Origin of the sequence: Pseudomonas guariconensis, assembly GCF_900102675.1 — a bacterium.
Lineage (GTDB): Bacteria > Pseudomonadota > Gammaproteobacteria > Pseudomonadales > Pseudomonadaceae > Aquipseudomonas > Aquipseudomonas guariconensis.
On the sequence record NZ_FMYX01000014.1, the window covers coordinates 39,628 to 58,389 of the forward strand.

17 protein-coding genes are annotated in these 18,762 nt (G+C 62.8%); 5 read left to right on the forward strand and 12 right to left on the reverse strand.

The genetic code is table 11. The features are described 5' to 3' along the window. The first annotated feature begins 27 nt into the window (after nucleotides 1-27). Together BLS27_RS20335 and BLS27_RS20340 are read left to right on the forward strand one after the other, a co-directional pair. The gene (locus BLS27_RS20335) at nucleotides 28-501 is read left to right on the forward strand and encodes a nuclear transport factor 2 family protein (RefSeq protein WP_090346628.1); all 474 of its coding nucleotides are present in this window, start codon (nucleotides 28-30) and stop codon (nucleotides 499-501) included. Nucleotides 502-555: 54 nt separating this feature from the next. Beyond that, the gene (locus BLS27_RS20340; protein WP_052352455.1) at nucleotides 556-867 is read left to right on the forward strand and encodes a GIY-YIG nuclease family protein; all 312 of its coding nucleotides are present in this window, start codon (nucleotides 556-558) and stop codon (nucleotides 865-867) included. Nucleotides 868-898: 31 nt separating this feature from the next. On the opposite strand, the gene yejK is transcribed toward BLS27_RS20340, so the two are convergent. Next, nucleotides 899-1,906, reverse strand: a complete 1,008-nt coding sequence (gene yejK, locus BLS27_RS20345) for a nucleoid-associated protein YejK (protein WP_043210730.1) — start codon at nucleotides 1,904-1,906, stop codon at nucleotides 899-901. A gap of 395 nt (nucleotides 1,907-2,301) precedes the next feature. On the opposite strand from yejK, the gene BLS27_RS20350 reads away from it, so the two are divergent. Then, on the forward strand, nucleotides 2,302-2,583 hold the full coding sequence (locus tag BLS27_RS20350) for an HU family DNA-binding protein (RefSeq protein WP_043210728.1): 282 nt from the start codon (nucleotides 2,302-2,304) through the stop codon (nucleotides 2,581-2,583). A 70-nt stretch (nucleotides 2,584-2,653) separates the two neighbouring features. Here BLS27_RS20350 and rlmF read toward each other — a convergent pair whose 3' ends face one another. The 5 genes from rlmF to BLS27_RS20375 form a co-directional block, all read right to left on the reverse strand. Beyond that, the gene (gene rlmF / locus BLS27_RS20355; RefSeq protein ID WP_090346631.1) at nucleotides 2,654-3,592 is read right to left on the reverse strand and encodes a 23S rRNA (adenine(1618)-N(6))-methyltransferase RlmF; all 939 of its coding nucleotides are present in this window, start codon (nucleotides 3,590-3,592) and stop codon (nucleotides 2,654-2,656) included. Between the two features lie 108 nt (nucleotides 3,593-3,700). Continuing rightward, complete coding sequence (locus tag BLS27_RS20360; protein WP_043210725.1) at nucleotides 3,701-6,547, reverse strand: valine--tRNA ligase; 2,847 nt, start codon at nucleotides 6,545-6,547, stop codon at nucleotides 3,701-3,703. 200 nt (nucleotides 6,548-6,747) lie between these two features. Beyond that, complete coding sequence (locus tag BLS27_RS20365) at nucleotides 6,748-7,116, reverse strand: DNA polymerase III subunit chi (protein ID WP_090346634.1); 369 nt, start codon at nucleotides 7,114-7,116, stop codon at nucleotides 6,748-6,750. A gap of 5 nt (nucleotides 7,117-7,121) precedes the next feature. After that, nucleotides 7,122-7,550: a DNA polymerase III subunit chi gene (locus BLS27_RS20370; RefSeq protein WP_043210720.1), complete on the reverse strand. Its 429-nt coding sequence runs from the start codon at nucleotides 7,548-7,550 to the stop codon at nucleotides 7,122-7,124. A gap of 48 nt (nucleotides 7,551-7,598) precedes the next feature. Further along, nucleotides 7,599-9,089, reverse strand: coding sequence for a leucyl aminopeptidase (locus BLS27_RS20375; protein WP_090346637.1), 1,491 nt, complete (start codon nucleotides 9,087-9,089; stop codon nucleotides 7,599-7,601). A 271-nt stretch (nucleotides 9,090-9,360) separates the two neighbouring features. Here BLS27_RS20375 and lptF point away from each other — a divergent pair, with 271 nt between their 5' ends. Both lptF and lptG read left to right on the forward strand, forming a co-directional pair. Beyond that, the gene (gene lptF / locus BLS27_RS20385) at nucleotides 9,361-10,476 is read left to right on the forward strand and encodes an LPS export ABC transporter permease LptF (protein ID WP_090346640.1); all 1,116 of its coding nucleotides are present in this window, start codon (nucleotides 9,361-9,363) and stop codon (nucleotides 10,474-10,476) included. Continuing rightward, entirely contained in the window at nucleotides 10,469-11,530 is a 1,062-nt protein-coding gene (gene lptG / locus BLS27_RS20390; RefSeq protein ID WP_043210713.1) for an LPS export ABC transporter permease LptG, read from the forward strand. Before lptF ends, lptG begins: the two co-directional genes overlap by 8 nt. Before the next feature lie 161 nt (nucleotides 11,531-11,691). Here the strand turns inward: lptG and BLS27_RS20395 are convergent, their stop codons facing one another. The 6 genes from BLS27_RS20395 to gcvH form a co-directional block, all read right to left on the reverse strand. Beyond that, a complete protein-coding gene (locus BLS27_RS20395; protein WP_043210711.1) occupies nucleotides 11,692-12,180 on the reverse strand; it encodes an RDD family protein in 489 nt (162 codons plus the stop codon). A gap of 89 nt (nucleotides 12,181-12,269) precedes the next feature. Beyond that, a complete protein-coding gene (locus BLS27_RS20400) occupies nucleotides 12,270-12,482 on the reverse strand; it encodes a cold-shock protein (RefSeq protein ID WP_043210709.1) in 213 nt (70 codons plus the stop codon). Nucleotides 12,483-12,826: 344 nt separating this feature from the next. Beyond that, nucleotides 12,827-13,948, reverse strand: a complete 1,122-nt coding sequence (gcvT, locus tag BLS27_RS20405) for a glycine cleavage system aminomethyltransferase GcvT (RefSeq protein ID WP_043210708.1) — start codon at nucleotides 13,946-13,948, stop codon at nucleotides 12,827-12,829. 26 nt (nucleotides 13,949-13,974) lie between these two features. Further along, complete coding sequence (locus BLS27_RS20410; protein WP_090346644.1) at nucleotides 13,975-15,351, reverse strand: L-serine ammonia-lyase; 1,377 nt, start codon at nucleotides 15,349-15,351, stop codon at nucleotides 13,975-13,977. Nucleotides 15,352-15,495: 144 nt separating this feature from the next. Further along, a complete protein-coding gene (gcvP, locus tag BLS27_RS20415) occupies nucleotides 15,496-18,351 on the reverse strand; it encodes an aminomethyl-transferring glycine dehydrogenase (protein WP_043210703.1) in 2,856 nt (951 codons plus the stop codon). A gap of 9 nt (nucleotides 18,352-18,360) precedes the next feature. Beyond that, nucleotides 18,361-18,744, reverse strand: a complete 384-nt coding sequence (gcvH, locus tag BLS27_RS20420; protein ID WP_043210701.1) for a glycine cleavage system protein GcvH — start codon at nucleotides 18,742-18,744, stop codon at nucleotides 18,361-18,363. Nucleotides 18,745-18,762 lie beyond the last annotated feature (18 nt).

Genomic DNA, 18,762 nt, shown 5'->3' on the forward strand with positions numbered 1-18,762 from the left:
AGGTTTGCCCCCGGAGGGACCCGCCCCATGAGCGACGCCAATCGTGAGCTGATCACACGTTTCTACCAAGCCTTCCAGCGCCTGGACGCCGAGGCGATGGTGGCTTGCTACAGCGATGACATCACCTTCAGTGACCCTGTCTTCGGTACCTTGCGAGGCCGTGATGTGGGGGACATGTGGCGGATGCTGACCAGCCGTGCCAAAAATTTCTCCCTGACCTTCGACAGCGTCAGCGCCAATCAGGACGGGGGGAATGCGCACTGGGTGGCGCGCTATCTGTTCACCCAGACCGGGCGCACTGTTGTCAATGACATACAGGCCCGCTTCGTGATCCGCGATGGGCTGATTTGCCAGCATGACGACAGTTTCGACCTGTGGCGCTGGTCGCGCCAAGCCTTGGGCCTGCCGGGTTTGCTGCTGGGCTGGTCGCCGTTGCTGCAGAACAAAGTTCGCCAGCAAGCGTTCAAGGGGTTGCGGACATACCAGCAAAGCGCGGTATAGCCACGGGCTGTTCATTTTCGTGTTAGGTGTAGTGGGGCTTTGGGTTTCAAATTAATGACGCAAAGAGTGGATGCTCCGAGTGAAAAACCTCCGGGCGGGGATGTGAAACCCTGGTATGTCTATCTGGTGCGGGCTGCCAACGGTTCGCTGTATTGCGGTATCAGTGATGACCCACAGCGGCGGTTCCTGAAGCATCAGAGGGGGCAGGGGGCGCGTTACTTCAAGACCAGCCCGGCCCAGGCGCTGGTATATATGGAGCAGTGGCCGGACAAAGGCGAGGCACTGCGTCAGGAGCGGTTGGTGAAAAAGCTGCGCAAATCGGCCAAGGAAGCGCTGGTGGCAGCCTATGCAGGTACCGAAGGCTAGATGAGGGGCTGCGCTGCAGCCCCGGCTATGCTCAATCCTTGCGCCGCTTGAGCTGATCGACCAGTTGGGTCGGCAGGCCCTTGATGATCAAGGTGCCGGCTTCTTCGTCATATTCCACCTTCGATCCCAGCAAGTGGGCCTCGAAGCTGATCGACAGGCCTTCGGCGCGGCCGGTGAAACGGCGGAACTGGTTGAGGGTGCGTTTATCCGCAGGAATCTCCGGCGACAGGCCGTAATCCTTGTTGCGAATGTGGTCGTAGAAGGCCTTGGGTCGATCTTCATCGATCAGGCTGGACAGTTCTTCCAGTGTCACCGGCTCACCGAGTTTGGTCTGAGTGGTGGCGTAGTCGACCAAGGTCTGGGTCTTTTCGCGGGCGGCCTCCTCGGGCAGGTCCTCGCTTTCGACGAAGTCGCTGAAGGCCTTGAGCAGGGTACGGGTCTCACCTGGGCCGTCGACACCTTCCTGGCAACCGATGAAGTCGCGGAAGTAGTCCGACACCTTCTTGCCATTCTTGCCCTTGATGAACGAGATGTACTGCTTGGAGTTCTGGTTGTTCTTCCACTCCGACAAGTTGACCCGCGCCGCCAGGTGCAACTGGCCGAGGTCGAGGTGACGCGACGGGGTGACATCGAGCTCGGCGTTCACAGCCACGCCTTCGCTGTGGTGCAGCAGGGCGATGGCCAGGTACTCGGTCATGCCTTGCTGGTAATGGGCGAACAGGATATGGCCGCCGGTGGACAGGTTGGATTCTTCCATCAGCTTTTGCAGGTGCTCTACAGCGATGCGGCTGAAGGCGGTGAAGTCTTTTTCTTCATCCAGGTACTGCTTGAGCCAGCCGCTGAAGGGGTAGGCCCCCGATTCGCTGTGGAAGAACCCCCAGGCCTTGCCTTGCTTGGCGTTGTAGCTGTCGTTGAGGTCGGCCAGCAGGTTTTCGATGGCGTCGGAAGCGCCGAGTTCGGAGTCTCGGGCATGCAGGACTGCTGGGCTGCCATCGGGTTTCTTGTCGATCAGGTGAACGATGCAATGACGGATTGGCATGGAAATCTCGAGCGGGGTTGGGCGGTGCTAGGCCGCGCTGCAAAGTCGTGCAGTTTAACCCAGGCAGAGGGCGATGCAGTGGTCAGATAGTGGCGTAAATGTCTGCTGTTCGTTTTTTGTTCAATTTTTTGCGTTTTACGATAAAAGCCCCGAAAAACCTGCATAAAATCGAAGTCGGCAGCGGATATTTATCTATTCCTGTGGTAGCTTTGCGCGGTCTTGCGCCCCTTGGGTGGCGCATTGCTGGCAGATCGCTGGGCTCGTGTCGAACCAAACGCCGATTTTCGTATCTACATACGCGATTGGCGCGGCCCGCCGGATTTTTCAGGGGCTGGCCCGATTACCGACCTGGCACGCTGCATAACCACTGAATTTGATAGGGAAGGAACACCACCATGGCATTGACCAAAGACCAACTGATTGCCGATATCGCCGAAGCCATCGACGCGCCGAAAACCACCGCGCGTAACGCCCTGGAGCAACTGGGCCAGATCGTCGCCGACCAACTGGAAAACGGCGCTGAAATCACCCTGCCAGGCATCGGCAAGCTGAAAGTCTCCGAGCGTCCTGCCCGTACCGGCCGCAACCCTTCGACTGGCGCTGCCATCGAAATCGCTGCCAAGAAAGTCGTCAAGTTCGTACCTGCCAAGGTCCTGAACGACGCCGTCAACAAGTAATTGTTGAAGCTTTGAAAAAACCGCGCCCGGCTTGTCCGGGCGCGGTTTTTTCATGCCCGCGAAAGGGGTATCAGCGTGAGCGATGCCAGGCTTGGCGCGCGGCGGCGTCTTGGAAGCTCCAGGCTACCATGCGGCTCTGTTTCTGGCCTTGCCCCATGGCCACGACCTGTTGTGCCTTCACGCCTGCCTTCCTCAGCGCCGCCTCGATACCGGGCAAGTTGCTGGCCTTGGATACCAGGCTGGTGAACCACAGCACCTGGCCGGCGTACTGCACGCTCTCTTCCACCAACTGGGTGACGAAGCGGATCTCTCCGCCCTCGCACCACAGCTCGTTGTTCTGCCCGCCGAAATTGAGCACTGGCAGCTTGCGCTTGGGATCCTGTTTGCCAAGGTTCTTCCATTTGCGCTGGCTACCGCGGGTGGCTTCGTCGCGGGAGGCATGGAACGGCGGGTTGCACAGGGTGACCTCGAAACGCTCGTCATCCTGCAGCAGGCCGGTGAGGATGTGCTTGCGGTTGGCTTGCTGGCGCAAGGAGATGACCTTGCCCAGGCCGTTGGCCTGGACGATGGTCCGGGCCGATGCCAGGGCCACCGCGTCGATGTCCGAACCCACGAAACGCCAGCGGTAGTCGCTGTGGCCAAGCAGCGGGTAGATGCAGTTGGCACCGACGCCGATGTCCAGCGCGCGCACCTGTACGCCTCGGGGGATCTCGCCGCCGCAATCCTCGGCCAGCAAGTCGGCCAGCACATGGATGTAGTCGGCCCGTCCAGGGATGGGCGGGCACAGGTAGCCGGCCGGGATGTCCCAGTGTTGGATGCCGTATTGGGCCTTGAGCAAGGCGCTGTTGAAGACCCGTACCGCTTCGGGATTGGCGAAGTCGATGCTCGGCTTGCCATAGGGGTTGGTAATGGTGAATTTGCCCAGCTCAGGATGGGCTTTGATCAGGCTGGGGAAATCGTAGCGGCCCTGATGGCGATTGCGCGGGTGCAGGGTGGGTTTTTGATTCATGGGGTGAAATCTCAAAAGCATCGCGGGACAAGCCCACTCCCACCATGATCGTCGTTGATCTGTGGGAGCGGGCTTGTCCCGCGAGGGCATCACTGAGGTCTGCGGCTGTTAAAGTGCCGCGATCCGCGCATGTTGCTCTGTCAAGTTGGCCAGGGCCTGTTCGGACTCGGCCAGCTTGGCGCGTTCTTTTTCGATCACGGCAGGCGGGGCCTTGTCGACGAACGCGGCATTGGACAGCTTGCCGCCTACGCGCTGGACTTCGCCTTGCAGACGCTGGATTTCCTTGCTCAGGCGTGCCAGTTCCGCGTCCTTGTCGATCAGGCCGGCCATCGGCACCAGTACCTGCAAGTCACCCACCAGTGCGGTGGCCGACAGCGGTGCTTCGTCCTGCTCGCCGAGCACGGTGAACGACTCGACCTTGGCCAGCTTCTTGAGCAGCGCCTCGTTCTCCTGCAGGCGACGCTGGTCGTGCGCATTGGCGTTCTTGAGGAACAGCGGCAGCGGCTTGCCAGGGCCGATGTTCATCTCGGCGCGAATGTTGCGCAGACCTACCATCAGTTGCTGCAGCCACTCGATATCGCCTTCGGCGGCGGTGTCGATGCGGCTTTCATTGGCCACAGGCCAAGGTTGCAGCATGATGGTCTTGCCTTCGATACCGGCCAGCGGCGCGATGCGCTGCCAGATTTCTTCGGTGATGAACGGCATGAACGGGTGTGCCAGGCGCAAGGCGACTTCCAGCACGCGAACCAAGGTCCGGCGAGTGCCGCGGGCGCGCTCGACCGGGGCATTCTCGTCCCACAGTACCGGCTTGGACAGCTCCAGATACCAGTCGCAGTACTGGTTCCAGATGAACTCGTACAAGGCCTGGCTGGCCAGGTCGAAGCGGAACTGCTCGAGCTGGCGGGTCACCTCGGCTTCGGTGCGCTGCAGCTGCGAGATGATCCAGCGATCGGCCAGCGACAGTTCGTAGGCCTCGCCGTTCTGGCCGCAATCCTCGCCTTTGTCCAGCACGTAGCGGGCGGCGTTCCAGATCTTGTTGCAGAAGTTGCGATAACCCTCGACGCGGCCCATGTCGAACTTGATGTCGCGGCCGGTGGAAGCCAGCGAGCAGAAGGTGAAGCGCAGGGCGTCGGTGCCGTAGCTGGCGATGCCTTCGGGGAACTCGGCCTTGGTCTGCTTGGCGATCTTTTCGGCGAGCTTGGGCTGCATCATGCCGCTGGTGCGTTTTTCCAGCAGGGCCTCAAGGGTGATGCCGTCGACGATGTCCAGTGGATCGAGGACGTTGCCCTTGGACTTGGACATCTTCTGGCCCTGGCCGTCACGTACAAGGCCGTGGACGTACACGGTCTTGAACGGTACCTGCGGGGTGCCATCTTCGTTCTTGATCAGGTGCATGGTCAGCATGATCATGCGCGCAACCCAGAAGAAGATGATGTCGAAACCGGTGACCAGCACATCGGTGGAGTGGAACTTCTTGAGGAACTCGGTCTGCTCCGGCCAGCCCAAGGTGGAGAAGGTCCACAGGCCCGAACTGAACCAGGTGTCGAGGACGTCCTCGTCCTGGCGCAGCGCCACGTCGGCGCCCAGGTTGTGCTTGGCACGGACTTCTTCTTCGCTGCGACCGACATAGACCTGGCCGGCTTCGTCGTACCAGGCCGGGATGCGGTGCCCCCACCACAGCTGGCGGCTGATACACCAGTCCTGGATATCACGCATCCAGGAGAAGTACATGTTTTCGTACTGCTTGGGCACGAACTGAATGCGGCCGTCTTCCACGGCGGCGATGGCAGGTTCTGCCAGCGGCTTGGTAGAGACGTACCACTGGTCGGTCAGCCACGGCTCGATGACCGTGCCGGAACGGTCGCCCTTGGGTACCTTCAGGGCGTGGTCGTCGATGCTGACCAGCAGGCCCTGGGCGTCCAGGTCGGCGACGATCTGCTTGCGCGCGACGAAGCGGTCCAGGCCTGCGTACTGGGCCGGCAGGCTGGTGTCGATCTGCTCGTTGACGCTGCCGTCGAGGTTGAAGGCCTGGGCGCTTGCCAGCACCAGGGCGTTCTTGTCGAAGATGTTCAGCAGTGGCAGGTTGTGGCGCTTGCCGACTTCATAGTCGTTGAAGTCGTGGGCCGGGGTGATTTTCACGCAGCCGGTGCCGAACTCCGGATCGCAGTAATCGTCGGCGATGATCGGGATGCGGCGGCCGACCAGCGGCAGCTCGACGAACTTGCCGATCAGGGCCTGGTAGCGCTCGTCGTTCGGGTTCACAGCAACGGCCGCGTCACCCAGTAAGGTTTCCGGACGGGTGGTGGCAACGACCAAGTGGTCCTTGCCTTCGGCGGTCTTGGCGCCATCGGCCAGTGGGTAGCGCAGGTTCCACAGGTGGCCTTTCTCGTCGTGGTTTTCCACTTCGAGGTCGGAAATGGCGGTATGCAGCTTGGTGTCCCAGTTGACCAGGCGCTTGCCACGGTAGATCAGGCCGTCTTCATGCAGGCGCACGAAGGCTTCCTTGACCGCTTCGGACAGACCGTCGTCCATGGTGAACCGTTCGCGGGTCCAGTCGACCGACGAGCCCAGGCGGCGAATCTGGCGGCTGATGTTGCCGCCGGACTGATCCTTCCACTCCCAGACCTTCTCCAGGAACTTCTCGCGGCCCAGGTCATGACGGTTCTGGCCCTTGGCCTCGAGCTGGCGCTCCACCAGCATCTGGGTGGCGATACCGGCGTGGTCGGTGCCTGGCTGCCACAGGGTGTTGCGGCCCTGCATGCGGCGGAAGCGGATCAGGGCGTCCATGATCGCGTTGTTGAAGCCGTGGCCCATGTGCAGGCTGCCGGTCACGTTCGGCGGCGGGATCATGATGGTGTAGGACTCGCCTGCACCTTGCGGGGCGAAATAGTTCTCGGACTCCCAAGTGTTGTACCAGGAAGTTTCGATGGCGTGCGGCTGGTAGGTCTTATCCATGCGCGGCGGGACCCTATGGCATTAATTCGGGAAAGCCGGGAAGTATAACCAAGCCAGGGGCCGCAGGCGACAAGCTGCTGATATCTGTAGGCGCAACGGTGTCTTCTTTGTGGACAAACCTGCTCCCACGGACCTCGTGCGCGCCTTGAGCGCGGCGGTGTACCGGTAGTGACGGGTTTGCCCGCAAAGAAAAGCGGCGTTTATTCGGAGCGCTTGAGCAGACGTTCCATGCGCGCATCGAGGCGTCGTTTGATCTCGTTCTCGATGTGCGGGGTGAAGTCGTTGATCACGTCTTGCATGATCTGTTGGGCAGCGACGCGCAGGTCGGCTTCAAGGTGCAGCAGGGTGTCCTGGCGGCGGGTCTGCGGATCGTCTGCGGTGGTTGCGACCGAGAGAGGCTCGGCCACCGGCGAGGTGTTGCCTGCTGGCTCGTCGAGCAGCAGGGGAATCTGCTCGACCGTTTCGGTCAGCAGGGGCGGTTGCAGATCGGCATCGCCCAGCAACTGGCGGATCGACTCTAGGTCGTCGAGCAGATGAGCGGAATCGGGCAGGGGAGAGTGCTTGTCCATCGTCGTCAAAGTCGCTGTAAGCGGTGGTCTTGCAGAGCATAGCCCTGTTCGCGGTAGAAACGGAATCGTTCTCGCGCAGCCTGGCGAATGCCCGGCTCCTCGACGACGATCTCGGCAACCCGTTCGAACTGGCCGACGAACCCCGGTACCTCGGCGCCGAGGTTGATCAACAGGTCGCGGTGGGTGCCGGCGTCATCACCCAGCCCCAGGGCTACTGCTGCTTCGGCGTTGGCTTCGGCAGGGTCGTGCGGGACGAAGGCCTCGCCCTTGAAGTGCCACAGGCGCTCGTCCAGCGCGTTGCGCTGCTCGGCGTCCTGACAGTGCAGATAGACCCGATGGCCCAGGCGCCAGGCCTTTTCGCACAGCTTGCAGGCGAAATCCAGGCGCGCCGACAACGCATCGGTGGGCAGGATATAGAAATCGACTTTGCTCATGTTCGGTCAACCGGCCGGCAGCGCGCGGGCGCCACCGGCCTTGTGGCATCAGGCGTTGGCGCGATCGAGCAGATATTGGGTCAGCAGCGGGACCGGGCGGCCCGAGGCGCCTTTGTCCTTGCCGCCGCTGATCCAGGCGGTGCCGGCAACGTCCAGATGCGCCCAGTTATAAGCTTTGGCGAAGCGCGACAGGAAGCAGCCTGCGGTGATGGTGCCAGCCTTGGGGCCACCGATGTTGGCGATGTCGGCGAACGGGCTGTCCAACTGCTCTTGGTACTCATCGAACAGCGGCAGTTGCCAGGCACGGTCGTCGGCGCGCTTGCCGGCGTCGAGCAGTTGGCCGACCAGTTCGTCGTTGTTGCCCATCAGCCCCGAGGTATGGCTGCCCAGGGCGACGATGCAGGCGCCGGTCAGGGTAGCGATGTCGATCACTGCCTGAGGTTTGAAGCGTTCGGCGTAGGTCAGGGTGTCGCACAGCACCAGACGGCCTTCGGCGTCGGTGTTGAGGATCTCGACGGTCTGGCCGCTCATGGTGGTGACGATGTCGCCCGGGCGCGTGGCGCCGCCGCTGGGCATGTTCTCGGCGCAAGCCAGCAGGCACACCAGGTTGATCGGCAGCTGCAGCTGCAGCACGGCGCGCAGGGTGCCGAAGACACTGGCCGCACCACACATGTCGTACTTCATTTCATCCATGCCGGCGCCAGGCTTGAGGCTGATGCCGCCGGTGTCGAAGGTGATGCCCTTGCCGACCAGCACGAACGGTTTTTCGCTCTTCTTGCCGCCCTGGTAGTTGAGCACGATCAGCCGTGGCGGCTGGTCGCTGCCCTGGCCAACGGCGTAGAACGCGCCCATGCCCAGGTCCTTGATCTTTTTCTCGTCCAGCACCTCGACCTTGAGGTTTTTGTGCGCCTTGCCCAGCTCCTTGGCCTGTTCGGCGAGGAACGTCGGGTGGCACAGGTTCGGCGGCAGGTTGCCCAGGTCGCGGGTGAAGGACATGCCCGAGGCGATGGCGCTGGCGTGCTTCACGGCGCGCTCGACTTCAGCCTGGCCGGGCTTGTCGGTCAGCAGGGTGACTTTCTTGAGGGCGCGGGGCTCGGCCTTCTGGCTCTTGAAACGGTCGAAGACGTACTCGCCATCGAGCAGGGTCTCGGCCAGCAGGCGATATTTGGCGTAATGGGCGTCGCGGGCGGTGACGCTGACGTCATCCAGAGCCAGCACCGCGTCGCTGCCGTTCAGGCCCTTGAGCACACCGGCGACACTGGCGACCAGCTTGCGCCAGCTGCGATCCCCCAGCGCTTCCTTGCCGCTGCCGACCAGCAGCACGCGCTCGGCCTTCAGGCCCGGCAGGCTGTGCAGCAGCAGGGTCTGGCCCGGCTTGCCTGCCAGGTCGCCGCGCTTGAGCACCGCGCTGATTGCGCCATTGCTGGCCTGGTCGACGGCTTTGGCGATGTCGCCGAGCTTGCGCCCTTCAGCGACGGCCAGCACCAAGGTGGCGGTTTTCAAGGAGGCGGCGGCTACACTTTTTACAACCAGTTCCATGTCAGGGTCCCCGAATGATCTGTCAGTTGGCGCAGTCTCGTGCAAGCGCTCGAAACAGGTGTGGCCGCAAGGTCGCGTGCCACTTGAAAAGCTGCCAGTTTGAGCCTGGGGGAACCTGGATGACAACCCCGACATGCGCCGTCATGCGCGGCCAAGTGACAGGCGCGGTCAATCACAGGATAATGCGCGCACTTTATATGGAGGTTCGCCGTCGGCGAACCGGCAAGTCATTGTTTGGCTCTGCGCCCCTGACAACCCAGGAGTGTCTGGTTTGATCGTCTTTCGTTATCTGTCCCGCGAGGTCCTGGTGACCTTGAGCGCCGTCAGCGCCGTGCTGCTGGTGATCATCATGAGCGGGCGCTTCATCAAGTACCTGGCTCAGGCCGCCCAGGGCGTGCTCGATCCGAGCGTGCTGTTCCTGATCATGGGCTTCCGTTTGCCGGGCTTCCTGCAACTGATCCTGCCCTTGGGCCTGTTCCTCGGCATCCTGCTGGCTTATGGCCGGCTCTACCTCGAAAGCGAGATGACCGTGCTTTCTGCCACTGGCATGAGCCAGCAGCGCCTGCTGGCGCTGACCATGGCGCCAGCCGCGCTGGTCGCCCTGCTGGTGGCCTGGCTGAGCCTGAGCCTGGCGCCCCAGGGCGTTGCCCAGGTGCAGCAGATCATCAACCAGCAGGACGCCCTCACCGAGTTCGATACCCTGGTGCCCGGGCGCTTCCAGACTCTGCGCGATGGCTCGCGGGTGACCTACACCGAGCAGCTGTCGGACGATCGCGTCAATCTGAGTGGTGTGTTCATTTCCGAGAAGCGCTTCAACCAGGACAAGACCAAGGATCGTGCGCCTTCGGTGCTGGTCGCCGAGAAGGGGCACCAGGAAGTGCAGGCCGACGGCAATCGCTACCTGATCCTCCAGAACGGCTATCGCTACGACGGTAACCCCGGCCAGGCCGATTACCGCGCGATCAAGTACGACACCTATGGCGTGTTGCTGCCCAAGCCCGAAGTCAGCGAAGAAGTGACCGAGCGTGAAGCCATCCCCACGTCCGAGCTGTTCGGCAAGGACGGTCTGCGTGAACAGGCCGAGCTGCAGTGGCGCCTTTCCCTGCCGCTGCTGGTGTTCATCGTGACGCTGCTGGCGGTGCCGCTGTCCCGGGTCAATCCACGCCAAGGCCGCTTCCTCAAGCTGCTGCCGGCCATTCTTCTGTACATGGCTTATCTAACGATGCTCATTTCCGTACGCGGCGCCTTGGAGAAGGGCAAGATCCCGATCGCCCTGGGCATGTGGTGGGTCCACGGGCTGTTCCTGCTGATCGGCCTGGGCCTGATGTACTGGGAGCCGCTGCAGCTCAAGCGTGCCGCCCGTCGTACGGAGGTGGCCCATGGCTAAACTGGATCGCTATATCGGCCAGAGCGTGCTCCTGGCCATCCTGGCGGTGCTGGGCATCATCCTTGGCCTGGCTTCGCTGTTCGCCTTCATCGACGAGATGAGCGACCTGAGCGATACCTACACCGTGATGGACGCCGGCAGTTTCGTCCTGCTCACCGCGCCGCGCCGGTTGTACGAGATGTTGCCGATGGCTGCGCTGATTGGGTGCCTGATCGGCCTGGGCAGCCTGGCCAGCAGCAGTGAGTTGACCATCATGCGCGCCGCTGGCGTGTCCATCGGCCGTATCGTCTGGGCGGTGATGAAGCCCATGCTGGTGCTGATGTTGGTCGGCCTGCTGATCGGCGAGTACGTGGCGCCAGTCACCGAGAACAAGGCCCAGGCCGAGCGCTCCCTGGCCCAGGGTGGCGGTGATGCGCAGAGCTCCAAGCGCGGCATGTGGCACCGCCAGGGTGAAGAGTTCGTGCATATCAACTCGGTGCAGCCCAACGGCTTGCTGCTGGGGGTGACCCGCTACCGCTTCGACGCCGAGCGACACATCGTGACGTCCAGCTTTGCGCGCCGTGCGCAGTACAACGAGGACCACTGGGTGCTGAGCGACGTGGCCACCACCTACTTCCGTGGCGACCACACCGAAGTGGTTAAGGCGCCGCAGGAGCGCTGGGACGTGTCGGTAACGCCGCAACTGCTCAACACAGTGATCCTTGCGCCGGAATCCCTGTCGATCACCGGTTTGTGGGACTATATTCACTACCTGTCCGACCAGGGCCTGAACAACGCCCGTTACTGGTTGGCCTTCTGGACCAAAGTGCTGCAACCGATGGTGACCGCGGCCCTGGTGCTGATGGCGATCTCCTTCATCTTCGGCCCGCTGCGTTCCGTGACCTTGGGCCAGCGTGTGTTCACCGGTGTACTGGTGGGCTTCGTGTTCCGCATTGGCCAGGACCTGCTCGGCCCTTCCAGTCAGGTATTCGGCTTCCCGCCGCTGCTGGCGGTAGTGATCCCGGCCGGTATCTGTGCGCTGGCGGGTGTGTGGTTGTTGCGTCGGGCAGGGTAATGGCCCGAGCGACATGAAAAAGCCGACCCTAGGGTCGGCTTTTTTGTGGGTGGCGTTCTGCTTTGGCGGGTAAATCCGCTCCCACAGCTTTTGCAGTCTGCCGGCCGGAGGTGATCCTGCGGGAGCTGGCGAAGCCTGCGGGGGGCGTAGTAGCTACGACATTACGGTTTACGCTTGGGCACACGCACCAGCTGCGTGTCCGAATAGATGTCGTGCCAGCCACGCTTGCGCTTGTCGATCAACGCCCAGAAGAACCCGAGCCCCAGGCATAGCCAGGAAGCGATGGAAACGACAAAGCGCAGCAGCGCCTGCCATAGGCTGATCGCGCTTCCATCGGCGTTCTGCACGCGCACGCCCCACACCTGCATGCCCAGGGTCTGACCGCCGTGGGTCCAGAACTTGGCGAAGAAACCGAAGAGGGCGAACAGCAGCAAGGTCGACAACAGGGGGTCGCCGTCCAAGGCGCCGGCCTCGGTCAGCTCGCGCATGCGGGCTTCGCCGATGATCGACATCTGCACCATCTTGTAGACGCCTGCTGTCACGATCAGCAGGGCGGTACACAGCAGGAAGTCATAGAACATGGCGGCCAGTCGACGGCCCAGGCCAGCCGGGGGGAAGTCACCCTGAGGGGTGAGCAGGGGCTTTGACATGCATGACGCTCCGTATGACGAAGCCGCTATTCTACGGGCAAAAAAAAGCCCCTGCACTTGGCAGGGGCTTTTGGGAGTCTGGATCTCGCTTAGGCGATGACCTGAACCTTGTCAGCTTGCATGCCTTTTTGGCCTTGCACGGCTTCGAAGGAGACTTTCTGGCCTTCTTTCAGGCTCTTGAAGCCGTTGCCTTCGATGGCACGGAAGTGCACGAACAGATCCGGACCGCTTTCTGGGGTGATGAAGCCGTAACCTTTCTCGTCATTGAACCACTTGACGGTACCGTTCTGACGCTCAGCCATTGTCTTGTTTCCTATGAAGCTTAATTTTTGATGACAGTTACTTTCATATCTATCCGATATAAAAGATTACCGGGCTGGGTTGCAGGAAAGTAAGAGACGTCGAACGGGTTGTAGCAGATTCAGCTACTGGCCCAGGTCACGAACTGTTGCGACCCATGCAAACACAGTGCAGTGACTCTACGCTAACTCCGCCGACAAAAACAAGCCCTCCAGACCGCCGGAATTCAGGGTTTTTCCGATAACCGACAAAATTGTCGGAAACGGCATGGCGCCTGGGCTGGCGCTATGTTCAAAAGTTATTGGGCAGGTTCGAAAACGAATATGACGAACCTGCCCACAGTCAATCAACCGCGATAGTAACGTTGCGCAACGAAAGGCATTTTGCTGACCTTCAAGGCAACCTGCTTGCCGCGCACTACAGCAAACAATGCGGTATCGAGCGCGGCATGTTCGCTCTCGACATATCCCATGGCGACCGGTGCACCGAGGGTCGGGCCGAAACCACCACTGCACACTTCACCGACGGTGCGTCCGTCTGCGTCGACGATCTGTGCGCCTTCGCGAACCGGGGTGCGCTCCTGCGGCAGCAGGCCAACACGCTTGCGAGCAACACTTTGCCGTTGCTGCTCGAAGATGGCGTGGGCGCCAGGGAAACCACCGGCACGTTCGCCATCGGCGCGGCGTACTTTGGAGATGGCCCACAGCAAGCTGGCCTCCACCGGCGTGGTGCTGGTGTTCATGTCGTGGCCATACAGGCACAGACCAGCTTCCAGGCGCAGCGAGTCACGGGCGCCCAAGCCGATCGGCTGTACCTCGGGCTCGGCCAGCAGTCGGCGGGCCAAGGCTTCGGCATTGGCTGCCGGGACCGAGATCTCGTAACCGTCTTCACCGGTGTAGCCCGAGCGGCTGACATAGCAGTCGGCGCCGAGCAAGGTGACAGGGCGGAACTGCATGAACGTCATGCTGGCGACTTCCGGCGCCAGGCGCTCGAGCACCTTGACCGCCGCCGGGCCTTGCAGGGCGAGCAGGGCGCGCTCCTCGAACAGCGGCTCGATCTCGCAGCGGGAGCCGATGTGCTTTTGCAGGTGGGCCAGGTCCTGGTCCTTGCAGGCAGCGTTGACCACCAGGAACAGCTCGTCGTCACCCAGGTTGGCGACCATCAGGTCGTCGAGGATGCCACCTTGCTCGTTGGTGAACATCGCGTAGCGCTGCATGCCTACCGGCAGATCGATGATGTCCACTGGCACCAGCGATTCCAAGGCCTTGGCCGCATCGCTGCCGCGCAGACGGATCTGCCCCATGTGCGAGACGTCGAACAGACCTGCCTGCTCGCGGGTGTGCAAGTGTTCCTTGAGCACGCCCAGCGGGTACTGCACCGGCATGTCGTAGCCGGCGAACGGCACCATGCGTGCGCCCAGTTCCAGGTGCAGGGCGTGCAAGGGGGTCTTTTGCAGTGTTTCGGACATCGGTGACTCCTCGTTTTTTGTTCGGGTCAACATTCGATGATGTTGACGGCTAGACCACCGCGGGCGGTCTCCTTGTATTTGCTTTTCATGTCTGCGCCGGTCTGGCGCATGGTGCGGATGACCTTGTCGAGCGACACGTAATGTTGCCCATCGCCACGCAAGGCCATGCGTACCGCATTGATCGCCTTGACCGAGCCCATGGCGTTGCGCTCGATGCAGGGCACCTGGACCAGTCCGCCGATCGGATCGCAGGTCAGGCCCAGGTTGTGTTCCATGCCGATTTCGGCAGCGTTCTCGACTTGCTGCGGGGTGCCCCCCATGACCTCGCACAGTGCACCGGCGGCCATGGAGCAAGCCACGCCGACTTCCCCTTGGCAGCCGACTTCGGCGCCGGAGATCGAGGCGTTTTCCTTGTAAAGGATGCCGATGGCGGCGGCGGTGAGCAGAAACCGCACCACCCCGTCCTCGCTGGCGCCGGGCACGAAGCGCATGTAGTAGTGAAGGACCGCCGGGACGATGCCCGCCGCACCGTTGGTGGGCGCCGTGACCACCCGTCCGCCGTAGGCGTTTTCTTCATTGACCGCCAGCGCATAGAGGTTGACCCAGTCGAGCACCGACAAGGCGTCGCGCAGGTTCGCCTCGGGATGCCGGCTGAGCTGGCGGTACAACGCCGGAGCCCGTCGCTTGACCTTCAGCCCACCGGGTAGGATGCCCTCATGACGGCAACCCGCCTCGACGCAGTCCTGCATGACCTGCCAGATATGCAACAGGCGTGCGCGCGTCTGGCCCTCCGGGCGCCAGGCCGCTTCGTTGGCCAGCATCACCTGGCTGATCGACAGGTGCTGCTCGCTGCAGTGGGCGAGCAGTTCCTTGGCCGTGCGGAACGGGTAGGGCAGCACGGTGCTGTCCTCGACGATCCGGTCGTGACCGGCAGCGTCCTCGTCGACCACGAAACCTCCGCCCACCGAGTAATACTCCCGGCTACGGATTTGCAATCCGGCTTCATCGAAGGCGCGGAAGATCATGCCGTTGGGGTGGTAGGGCAGGGGTTTGCGGATCATCGCCAGGTGCTGTTTTTCGACGAAGCGGATCTCGTGCTCACCCAGCAGGCGCAGCCGGCCGCTGTCGCGGATCGCCTGCAGTCGCGCGGGAATCGATTCGGTGTCGATGGTGTCTGGATGCTCGCCTTCAAGGCCCAACAGGACAGCCTTGTCGCTGCCATGGCCCTTGCCGGTAGCTCCCAGCGAGCCATACAGCTCGGCCTTGATGCTGTCGGTCTGTGCCAACAGGCCATCACGGCGTAGCCCTTCGGCAAAGCGTGCGGCCGCCCGCATGGGGCCGACCGTGTGGGAGCTGGAGGGGCCGATGCCGATCTTGAACAGGTCGAAAACGCTCAAAGACATGGTGACCTCCTGCCAGATTGATTGGGCGGACGGTGAGCTCTGTGGGAGCAGGTTTACCCGCGAATGCGGCGGTTAAGCCACCCTCCATGTGCGGATAACCCCGCGCCCACAGGCCGCCACCCAAGTCAGGTGGCGCAAGGGCTATCAGGCGTCCTGGTAGCTCTCGATCGACGGGCACGCGCAGACCAGATTACGGTCGCCGAACACGTTGTCGACCCGACCCACCGGCGGCCAGTACTTGGCCTCCACCAGACTCGGCAGCGGGTACACCGCCTGCTCACGGCTGTAACCGTGGGCCCACTCGCCGACCAGCTCCGCCGCGGTGTGCGGGGCGTTCTTCAGCGGGTTGTCGTCCTTGTCCAGAGTGCCGTTCTCGACCGCGCGGATTTCCTCACGGATCTGGATCATTGCGTCACAGAAACGGTCCAGTTCTTCCTTGGACTCACTTTCGGTCGGTTCGATCATCAGGGTGCCGGCCACCGGGAAGGACATGGTCGGGGCGTGGAAGCCGAAGTCGATCAGGCGCTTGGCCACGTCGTCGACACTGATGCCGCTGGTGTCCTTGAGCGGGCGAAGGTCCAGGATGCATTCATGGGCGACCAGGCCATTGCCGCCGGTATAGAGGACAGGATAGTGCTCTTCCAGGCGGCGGGCGATGTAGTTGGCATTGAGGATCGCCATCTGCGAGGCGCGTTTGAGGCCCGCGCCGCCCATCATGCGGATATACATCCAGGTGATCGGCAGGATGCTGGCGCTGCCGAACGGTGCGGCGCAGACCGCGCCTTCGGTGTTCTCCAGCGTCGCATGGCCCGGCAGGAACGGCGCCAGGTGCGACTTGACACCGATCGGGCCGACGCCCGGGCCGCCACCACCGTGAGGGATGCAGAAGGTCTTGTGCAGGTTCAGGTGCGAGACGTCGCCGCCGAACTTGCCGGGGGCGCACAGGCCGACCATGGCGTTCATGTTGGCGCCGTCGATGTACACCTGGCCGCCGTTGTCGTGGATGATCGCGCAGATCTCGCCGATCGCTTCCTCGAACACGCCGTGGGTCGACGGGTAGGTGATCATGATCGCGGCGAGGCGGTCACGGTGTTCGATGGCCTTGGCGCGCAGGTCCTCGACATCGACGTTGCCGCGGGCGTCACAGGCGGTGACCACCACGCGCATGCCAGCCATGTGGGCGGTGGCAGGGTTGGTGCCGTGGGCCGAGGAGGGGATCAGGCAGATGTCGCGATGGCCTTCGCCGCGGCTGCGGTGATAGGCGCGGATCGCCAGTAGGCCTGCGTACTCGCCTTGGGAACCGGCGTTCGGCTGCAGCGACACGGCGTCATAGCCGGTGGCGGCGCAGAGCATGGCTTCCAGCTCGGTGGTCATCTGCAGATAGCCCTGGCTCTGCTCGGCAGGCGCGAACGGGTGCAGGTTGCCGAATTCCGCCCAGGTCACCGGGATCATTTCGCTGGCGGCGTTGAGCTTCATGGTGCACGAGCCCAGCGGGATCATGCTGCGGTCCAGCGCCAGGTCCTTGTCGGCCAGGCGGCGCAGGTAGCGCATCAGTTCGGTTTCGCTGTGGTAGCGGTTGAACACCGGATGCTCGAGGATCGCCGACTGGCGCAGCAGTGCGGCCGGCAGGCGCGAGGCAGTGGTGGCGGCCAAGCTGTCGAACGCCGGTACTGCCTTGCCTTCGGCGAACAGGCGCCACAGGGTCTCGACGTCGGCCTGGGTGCTGGTTTCGTCCAGAGACAGGCCCAGATGGGCGGCATCGATCTGGCGCAGGTTGATGCGCTGGGCGCGGGCCAGTTCATGCAGGCGGGCGGTGGCATCACCGGTGGCCAGGGTCAGGGTGTCGAAGTAGGCGCGGGTGACGACCTTGACGCCCAACTGCTCGAACCCGGCGGCCAGGATCGCGGTCAGGGCGTGGGTGCGTTCGGCAATGCGCTTGAGGCCAGCCGGGCCGTGGTACACAGCGAACATGCTGGCGATGTTGGCCAGCAGCACCTGGGCGGTGCAGATGTTGCTGGTGGCCTTTTCGCGGCGGATGTGCTGTTCGCGGGTCTGCATGGCCAGACGCAGGGCTGTCTTGCCGAAACGGTCGATCGAAACGCCCACCAGACGGCCTGGCATGTCGCGCTTGAAGGCGTCGCGGGTAGCGAAGTACGCCGCGTGCGGGCCACCGAAGCCCAGCGGCACACCGAAGCGCTGGGCGCTGCCGATGGCGACGTCGGCGTCGAATTCACCGGGCGGCGTGAGCAGGGTCAGGGCCAGCAGGTCGGCGGCCACGGCCACCAGGGCGTTGGCGCCATGGAAGCGCTGTACCAGCTCGCGGTAGTCGAATACGTCGCCATTGCTGGCCGGGTATTGCAGCAGAGCACCGAAGAAGCTGCTGACATCGGTCAGTTCACGCTCGTCGCCAACCACCACTTCGATACCCAGCGGTTCAGCACGGGTGCGCAGCACGTCAAGGGTCTGCGGATGGCAATGGCTGGAAGCGAAGAAGGCATGGCCGGCCTTGTTCTTCGACAGGCGCTTGCAGAAGGTCATGGCTTCGGCGGCGGCGGTGGCTTCATCGAGCAGCGAGGCGTTGGCGATCGGCAGACCGGTCAGGTCACTGATCAAGGTCTGGAAATTGAGCAGCGCTTCCAGGCGGCCTTGGGAGATCTCTGGCTGGTAGGGGGTGTAGGCGGTGTACCAGGCCGGGTTTTCCAGCAGGTTGCGCAGGATCGGTGCGGGGGTATGGGTGTTGTAGTAGCCCTGGCCGATGTAGTTCTTGAACAGTTGGTTCTTACCGGCGATGGCTTTGAGGTCGGCGAGGGCATCGGCCTCGCTCTGGCCGTCGTGGCCGCCGAGCACGCTGGTGCCTTTGATGCTGTCAGGGATGACCGCAGCGGTCATGGCTTGCAGCGACTCGAAGCCCAGGGCGGCGAGCATGGCCTGCTCATCGGCGCTGCGTGGGCCGATGTGGCGAGCGATGAATTCATTGGCGGTGCCGAGGTTGATGGTCATGGCAGGTCCTCAGGCGTCGTCGTTGGCGTTGAGCAGGCGGTCATAGGCGCCTTGGTCGAGCAGGCCACTGATGGCGCTGGCATCGGCGGGGATGAAACGGAAGAACCAGCCTTCGCCCATCGGGTCTTCGTTGACCAGTTCAGGGCTTGCGTCGAGCTGGTCGTTGACTGCGACCACTTCGCCGGCCAATGGCATGTAGACGCCGCTGGCGGCTTTCACCGATTCCACGGTGGAGGCTTCTGCGCCTTTGTCGTAGTGCTGCAGTTCCGGCAGTTGCACGAAAACCACATCGCCGAGGGCATTCTGGGCGTAGGCGGTGATGCCCACGGTGACGCTGCCGTCAGCTTCGACGCGCAGCCATTCGTGATCTTCGGTGAAACGCAACTCGCTCATGGGGGATCCTCGCGAAGC